The sequence below is a fragment of the Streptomyces sp. SID5643 genome (genome assembly GCF_009872555.1).
GTDB lineage: Bacteria > Actinomycetota > Actinomycetes > Streptomycetales > Streptomycetaceae > Streptomyces > Streptomyces iakyrus.
Genome location: NZ_WWIC01000342.1, coordinates 25,653 through 33,175 on the forward strand (window position 1 = coordinate 25,653; position 7,523 = coordinate 33,175).

6 protein-coding genes are annotated in these 7,523 nt (G+C 71.2%); 1 reads left to right on the forward strand and 5 read right to left on the reverse strand.

Annotation, left to right across the window (positions count from 1 at the left end):
• Position 1 precedes the first annotated feature (1 nt).
• Both GTY56_RS36225 and GTY56_RS36230 read right to left on the reverse strand, forming a co-directional pair.
• Positions 2–1,315, reverse strand: coding sequence for an MFS transporter (locus tag GTY56_RS36225; RefSeq protein WP_161369513.1), 1,314 nt, complete (start codon positions 1,313–1,315; stop codon positions 2–4).
• Positions 1,312–1,962, reverse strand: coding sequence for a GntR family transcriptional regulator (locus tag GTY56_RS36230; protein ID WP_161369514.1), 651 nt, complete (start codon positions 1,960–1,962; stop codon positions 1,312–1,314). The genes GTY56_RS36225 and GTY56_RS36230 overlap by 4 nt, the downstream gene beginning before the upstream one ends.
• A gap of 208 nt (positions 1,963–2,170) precedes the next feature.
• Here GTY56_RS36230 and GTY56_RS36235 point away from each other — a divergent pair, with 208 nt between their 5' ends.
• Positions 2,171–3,070: a D-alanyl-D-alanine carboxypeptidase family protein gene (locus GTY56_RS36235; RefSeq protein WP_161369515.1), complete on the forward strand. Its 900-nt coding sequence runs from the start codon at positions 2,171–2,173 to the stop codon at positions 3,068–3,070.
• 78 nt (positions 3,071–3,148) lie between these two features.
• On the opposite strand, the gene GTY56_RS36240 is transcribed toward GTY56_RS36235, so the two are convergent.
• The 3 genes from GTY56_RS36240 to GTY56_RS36250 form a co-directional block, all read right to left on the reverse strand.
• Entirely contained in the window at positions 3,149–3,964 is an 816-nt protein-coding gene (locus tag GTY56_RS36240; protein WP_237525189.1) for a twin-arginine translocation signal domain-containing protein, read from the reverse strand.
• Between the two features lie 36 nt (positions 3,965–4,000).
• Positions 4,001–6,235, reverse strand: coding sequence for a glycoside hydrolase domain-containing protein (locus tag GTY56_RS36245; RefSeq protein WP_161369516.1), 2,235 nt, complete (start codon positions 6,233–6,235; stop codon positions 4,001–4,003).
• 153 nt (positions 6,236–6,388) lie between these two features.
• The coding region (locus GTY56_RS36250) for a dihydrolipoamide acetyltransferase family protein (protein ID WP_161369517.1) at positions 6,389–7,523 on the reverse strand (1,135 nt) is incomplete at its 5' end.

The following is a 7,523-nucleotide window of genomic DNA, read 5'->3' on the forward strand; positions in this document are numbered from 1 at the left end:
GTCACACGGGCACGTGCACCGTCTCCACCCGGCTGGCCACCAGCCGCTCCCGCTCCCGCCGGGCCGCACGCCGGCGCAGCCGCAGGATCTGGGAGACCCCGACCGCCTGGAGGACGAACACCACGGAGAAGGCCAGGGAGTAGTCGTCGCCGGTGGCGTCGAGGAGCACACCGATCGCGAACAGCGTGGTCATGGAGGCCACGAAGCCGCCCATGTTGGTGATGCCGGAGGCGGTGCCCTGGCGTTCGGGCGGGTTGGCCGGGCGGGCGAAGTCGAAGCCGATCATCGACGCGGGTCCGCACGCCCCGAGCACCGTGCACAGCACGATCAGCAGCCACATCGGGGCGTGGGGCCCGGGGTAGGCGAGCGTCGCCGCCCAGAGCGCCGCCGTCGTGCCGACCGTGCCGAGCGCGAGCGGCAGCCGCGCCCCGTGGTGCCGGGCGACGATCTGGCCGTAGACCAGGCCGACCACCATGTTCGACAGGACGACGAGGGTGAGCAGTTCACCGGCCACCGCCCGGGACAGCCCCTGTGCCTCGACGAGGAAGGGCAGGCCCCACAGCAGCAGGAACACCATCGCCGGGAACTGGGTGGTGAAGTGCACCCACAGGCCGAGCCGCGTTCCGGGCTCGCGCCAGGAGGCGGCGATCTGCCGCCGCACGTAGGCAGCGCCCTGGTGCGGGAGCGGCTCCGGCTCGTGGCCCTCCGGGTGGTCCTTGAGGAACAGCAGCACCAGGACGAGCACCACCGCTCCGGCCGCCGCGCTGCCCGCGAACGCCGCCGTCCAGCCGATGCCGTGCAGCAGCCGGGCCAGCACGAGCGTGGAGACGAGGTTGCCGGCCATGCCGACCAGTCCCGCGAACTGGGCGACCAGCGGCCCGCGGCGGGCCGGGAACCAGCGGCTGCCGAGGCGCAGCACGCTGATGAACGTCAGCGCGTCTCCGCAGCCGAGCAGCGCGCGGGAGGCGAGCGCCATGCCGTACGTGGGGGAGAAGGCGAAGCTCAGCTGTCCGGCCGTGAACAGCACCGCGCCGAGGGCCAGCACCTTCTTGGTGCCGAGCCGGTCGACCAGCAGGCCGACGGGGATCTGCATGCCCGCGTAGACCAGCAACTGGAGGATGGAGAAGGTGGAGAGGGCCGAGGCGTTCACGTGGAAGCGGTCGGCGGCGTCGAGGCCGGCCACGCCCAGGGACGTGCGGAAGATGACGGCGACGAAGTAGACCGAGACGCCCGTGCCCCAGACGGCCAGGGCCCGGCGGCCGCCTGGGGGTGCCCCCTCTTGGGGAGGGTCGCCGGGTATCGCGACGGCGCTCATCGGACCTCCCCCCGGGCCAGGTGCGAGAACCAGCCGATGTGCCGGTGGACGAGGCCGACGGCGGCCTCGGCGTCACCGGAGCGCAGGGCGTCGAGGATCTCCTCGTGCTCGGAGAGGGTCTTGGCGATGCGGTCGGGGTGGGAGTGCATGACGGCGACGCCCATGCGCAGCTGGCGGTCACGCAGCTGGTCGTAGAGGCGGGAGAGGATCTCGTTGCCGCCGCTGCGGACGATCTCGGCGTGGAAGCAGCGGTCGGTGACGGCGGCCCCGGCGAGGTCCCCGGCGGCGGCCTGCTTCTTCTGCCGGGCCAGCAGCTCCTCCAGGCGCTCGATGAGCCCGGCCGGCGCGGGCACGGCCTTGCGCGCCGCGTGCTCCTCGACGAGCAGCCGCGTCTCGACGACGTCGGCGATCTCCTGCGCGGAGACGGGCAGGACGAGGGCGCCCTTCTTCGGGTAGAGCCGGATCAGCCCCTCGGCCTCCAGCCGGAGCAGCGCCTCGCGGACCGGTGTGCGGGAGACTCCCACGGCGTCGGCGAGCTCGCCCTCGGTGAGGAGGGTGCCGCCTTCGTAGCGGCGCTCCAGGACGCCCTGCTTGACATGGGCGTAGACGCGGTCGGCGGCGGGCGGTTGCTTCACGGCCAAGGTCATGCCGACAGCATAGATACAACAGGGACGCATGAAGGGATACGTCCAGTATGCGGACTTGTATGTCACACATCTGTGGCAAAGCATGGGCCCCGCCCCGCAACAGCACAACGACGTGTGCTAGTTACGAGTCAGACACGTGCGGCCCCTTTCCCCTCGTCCTCAACTCGGCCGCATCGTTGGGGCACTCGACGTAATCGGGGTACTTCACTTGATAACCGGCATTCAGGGCACCCGCTTCCGCAGAGCAGCGGCCGTCGCCGTGACCACCGGCGCCATGCTCGCGACCGGTGCCCTCACCGTCGCGCCGGCGCAGGCCGCCTCGGCGCCCTCCATCGCCGCCAAGGGCGGCTACGTGATGAACAACGCGACCGGCAAGTCGCTCTACACCAAGGCGGCCGACACCCGCCGCTCGACCGGTTCGACCACCAAGATCATGACGGCGCTGGTGGTGCTGAAGCAGTCGAACCTCAACATGGACAGCAAGGTCACGATCCAGAAGGCCTACAGCGAGTACATCGTCGACAACAACTACGCGTCCAACGCGAAGCTGATCGTCGGCGACAAGGTCACCGTCCGCCAGCTGCTGTACGGGCTGATGCTGCCGTCCGGGTGTGACGCCGCCTACGCGCTCGCCGACAAGTTCGGCTCGGGCTCGACGCGTGCGGCACGCGTGAAGTCGTTCATCGGCAAGATGAACACCACCGCCAAGAACCTGGGTCTGAAGAACACCAACTTCGACTCGTTCGACGGCATCGGCCACGGCGCCAACTACTCCACGCCGCGCGACCTGACCAAGCTCGCCAGCGCGGCGATGAAGAACTCCACGTTCCGCACGATCGTCAAGACGAAGAAGTACACGGCGAAGACGACCACCAAGACCGGCGGCACGCGGACGATGAAGCCGTGGGAGAACACCAACCCGCTGCTCAGCAGCTACAGCGGCGCGATCGGCGTGAAGACCGGCTCCGGCCCGGAGGCGAAGTACTGCCTGGTCTTCGCCGCCACCCGCAACGGCAAGACGGTCATCGGCACGGTCCTCGCCTCGACCGGCCCGGACGCCCGCAAGGCGGACGCCACGAAGCTGCTCAACTACGGCTTCACCCGGTAGCACTCGCGCAGGACGACCGAGGGGGCTCCACCGCACACCGCGGTGAAGCCCCCTCCGTCATGCGGCTCCGTACGGCCGTCAGACCAGGCTGCGCTGTCGGCGCTCCAGCGCCCGGGCCGCCTTGCGCCGGCCGCCCGACAGCACGTTCACCGCGGAGCCCGCACCGGCGCCCGGCTCCAGCCGCCAGCCGCGGATCCGCGCCGCGACCCGGACCAGCCTCTGGTCACCGGGCCGTACGTCGATGCTGAACAGCGACTCGTCGGGGGTACGGTCGTCGCCGCCCCAGCGGACCACGCCGTCGAGCTCGGCGAGGATGTCGCGGATCACGACCTCCTGCTGCGGGAAGAAGCCGCCCCGGACGCCGCGCGGGTAGAAACCGGGCCGGATCCGCACGGCCGTGCCGGACGCCAGGTTGGACTCGGGCCCGCGCCCGGCGAGAGCGGCGGGGTCGTGCCAGCCCACGACGTCGCCCCGGCGCAGCGGGTCGACCTCGTAGTGGAACCTGCGCACCAGGTGGACGAGGACCGTCTCCACGTCGCCCATCCGCACGGCGACCCCCTTGAGCGGGGTGCCGGGGACGGGACGGGTGTAGACGGTGCCGCCGTCGTCGGCGACGTTCTCCATCTCCCAGCCGTTATGAGAGCGCGAGCCCGCCAGCACGCGCCGGGTCCGGTCCTGTGCGCTGCGCAGGGCGTCCCGTACGCGGGCCGGAATGGGGTTGTTCGCGTCGGCGTACGCCTGGGACAGGAAATGGGACAGGGGCAGGGCGGCCACGCCCACGGCACCGCCGACGGCGGCGACCCGGCCGAGCAGGGCACGGCGGGACAGGACGCGGCGGTGCCCGGCACCGGGCGCCGGCGATCTGCGGGACAGGCGGGGGAGGTTGAGCTTCAACGGAGTCTCTTCCTGAAGTTCTCTGCGCACACGCGGTCAGGCGTTGCGGAGGATGCTGTTGTACTTCTCGAAGATCTGGTAGACGGCCAGGCTCTGGTGCGTCTGGGACTCCACGTCGGGGTCCCAGGCCCGGTAGCGGCGCAGGAGTTCGGTGATCTCGAACTCGGCGAGGTCGAGACGCATGGACCGCGGGGTGGTGACGCGGTCGCCCGGCGGCAGTTGGCCGCCGGGCCTGCCCCGGGTGCCCCACAAGTGGATCAGGGCCGCGGTGCGCACGCTGAACGCGTTGTCCTTGTTCAGCCGCTGCCACACCGCCCACAGGTCGGCGTCCTTGGCCGGGTCGCGGTGCTCACCCGTGGCGAAGCCCCAGCCGATGCAGTGGTTCCAGGCCTGGATGGCGTCCCCGGCGCTGATCTCACCGATGCCGGTGTGCGAGTCCCGCACGGAGCCGGAGCCCGTGAGGTGGTGGTCGGCGACCTGCTGGTCGGTGGCCTGGTCGGCCAGGCCGTAGTCACGCAGGGCCCAGTACAGGACCGTCTGGATCAGCGCCTTGCGCATCGTGTACGTCGTCGACAGCTCGGTGATCAGCCCGTCCTGCTCCTGGATCGTCGCGACCGCCTGCGCGTTGGTGCAGAGCCGCGCGTCGCTGCCGATGCCGCCCGCGTCCGGGCGTCCGATCGACCGCATGTAGCGCGAGAGGTCGGCCCGCAGCGCCGGCACCTGGCGCGCGTCGAAGGCGACGTCCGGCACGGCGGGCCGCGGCGGATCGAACGAGCCCTGCCCGGTGTCCCGCCCCGAGGCGATGTCGGCGTCGATCTCCAACTGCCCGTCACCGGAGCCGAGGGTGCGGATGACGAACTGGTCGTAGGCCCAGTCCGCGGGCAGCGGATGCCCGGCGTTGCCCTCGAAGCCCGAGGACATGTCGGCGACGAAACTCGCGGTCGAGTATCCGGCCGCGCCGACCCGCGCACACACGGCGCGGGAACCGTAGACGCCGATCTCGTAGGGATGGCCGGAGTCCGCCATCGCCTCCTTGACGCCCTTGAAGTGCGGCAGCACGCTCGCGGTGATCTCGGCGTCGATCGCGTCGAAGTCGACGGCGAAGAAGATCCTGGTCCCGCGCCGGAAGCCGTGGTCGCGGGCGGCGTTGACCGCCGCGTAGCCGGCGGTCCGACCGGCCACGTAGTCGAAGTCCGAGGCGTCGTTGTTGACGGTCTGGTAGATCGGGAAGCAGCGCAGGCCCTGCTGGGCGATGGTGGCGAGCTCACCCGGCTGGATGGCCTTCTCCGGCAGGGAGGTGGCACTCGGGTTGGTGAGGTAGCGGCCGACGCAGGTGATCCCGGCCGCCTTGAGCGAAGCGGCCCGGGCCGGGGTGATCTTCGTGATGGTGTCGCAGGCCCTGGCCGGGCGCGACTGGTCGCCGAAGGACGCCAGCAGGGAGGCGAAGGTGGCGAAGTCGCCCTCGCCCGTGGCCGGGAGCGCGGCGAAGGTCTGGAAGGCCCGGACGGCGGCGGCGAGGGAGGAGTCGAAGGTGTCGGTGAGGGCCGCGGGGCGCCGGTTGACGACCATCCCGGCAGAGAACAGCTGGACGAACACGCCCTTGTCGCCCTGCTTCACAGGGTGCGATTTCAGCCCGGACTGGGTACCGGGCCCGAAGTTGCCGTTGGCCGTGCCGTCCGCCATGCCCAGCTCGTACTGCACGGCGAGGAGCAGCGCCTTGAGCGTGCTCTTGGACACGAGCCCGTCGCAGGCGATGGCGTAGAAGTCCTGCCGTTTCAGGTAGCGGCCGTTGAGCCACTGCTGGACGGCCCTGACCTGCTGGCTGCCGGAGGCGCCGGGGACGTAGGAGTCCATCGTCAGCAGGGCCTTGAAGACCTTGGGCGTCACGTCGCTGCCGGGGAAGGACTGTTCGAGGCCCATGTCGGTCTTGAGCCGGGTGACGGCCGCCTGCACCCGTGTTCCGTAGGTGCCGTCGAGGTCGCCGCCGTCGTAGCCCTTGCAGTACAGGCCGGCCTGGATGATGCGGCAGAAGTCCGGCGAGGGGACGGTGTCCGCGTCCAGCGAGGGGTACTTGGCGGTCAGGGTGCTGAGCGTGGTGGGGCCGAAGCTGTCGGAGAACGCCGTGATGCCCAGCTCGTACTGGAGGGCACGGGTCAGGGCGTACAGGGTCGGCCAGTCGGCCTCACCGGTCTCCTGCACCGTCGTGCCGGTACGGCCGCCGTACACGGAGTTGACGAACTTCTGGGCCCTGAGAACCATCGGGTCGCGCATGAAAGTTGATCGTATGTCCGGCTAAACCGCTTACTGTGGGGTACTTGGGCGGGTCCGACGCGTTTCTTGTGCTCTGCGGCGCACGTCCGGTTAACCTCCGGAAAAACGCCGGCGGCCCCCCGCCCGGGTGGGCAGGGGGCCGCCGCGCTCGGCTCACGCCCAGGTGATCAGGCGCTTCGGCTGCTCCAGGATCGCCGCCACGTCGGCCAGGACCTTCGAACCCAGCTCGCCGTCGACGAGGCGGTGGTCGAAGGAGAGGGCCAGGGTGGTGACCTGACGGGGCTTCACCTTGCCCTTGTGGACCCAGGGCTGCGGCTTGATCGCGCCGACCGCGAGGATCGCGGACTCGCCCGGGTTGAGGATCGGCGTGCCCGTGTCGACGCCGAAGACGCCGACGTTGGTGATCGTCACCGTGCCGCCCTGCATGGCCGCCGGGGACGTCTTGCCGTCCCGGGCCGTGGCCACCAGCTCGCCCAGCGACTCGGCCAGCTGCGGCAGGGTCTTGGCGTGGGCGTCCTTGATGTTCGGCACGATCAGGCCACGCGGGGTCGCGGCCGCTATGCCCAGGTTCACGTAGTGCTTGACCACGATCTCCTGGGCGGCCTCGTCCCAGGACGCGTTGACGTCCGGGTTGCGGCGGATCGCGACGAGCAGCGCCTTCGCGATCAGCAGCAGGGGGTTCACGCGCAGGCCCGCGAACTCCTTGTCCGCCTTCAGCTCCTCGACCAGCTTCATCGTGCGCGTCACGTCGACCGTCACGAACTCCGTGACGTGCGGCGCCGTGAACGCCGAGCCGACCATCGCCGCCGCCGTCGCCTTGCGGACACCCTTGACCGGGATGCGCGTCTCGCGCGTGGTGTCGTAGGACGCCGGAGCCTGGACCGCGGCCGGGGCGGGCGCGGCCTGCGGCTCGGTGGCCACCGGTACGGCGGCGGCGACCGCCGCGTGCACGTCCTCGCGGGTGATGATGCCGTCCGGGCCGGTCGGGACCACCGTCGTCAGGTCGACGCCCAGGTCCTTGGCCAGCTTGCGGACGGGAGGCTTGGCCAGCGGGCGTTCCGTGCCGGCCGGTGCCGCCGGGGCGGCAGCGGGGGGCGTGGCCGGGGCCGCCGGCGCGTGGCCGTTCAGCTCCGTCTGGATCGCCGTCGAGGCCTGCTGGACCGGCACCTCCGGGCCCTTGCGGGGGCGGCGGCGGGTGGACGAGGTCGCCACCCCGTAACCCACCAGCACCGGCTGGCGTCCCGAGCCCGCCGCCTTCGGCTCCTCGGCGGCCGGGGCCGGCGCGGGC

Coding starts and splice junctions, on each gene's coding strand:
- GTY56_RS36225 (WP_161369513.1), bottom strand. CDS start 1,315: ATGAGCGCCGTCGCGATACCCGGCGACCCTCCCCAAGAGGGGGCACCC.
- GTY56_RS36230 (WP_161369514.1), bottom strand. CDS start 1,962: ATGACCTTGGCCGTGAAGCAACCGCCCGCCGCCGACCGCGTCTACGCC.
- GTY56_RS36245 (WP_161369516.1), bottom strand. CDS start 6,235: ATGCGCGACCCGATGGTTCTCAGGGCCCAGAAGTTCGTCAACTCCGTG.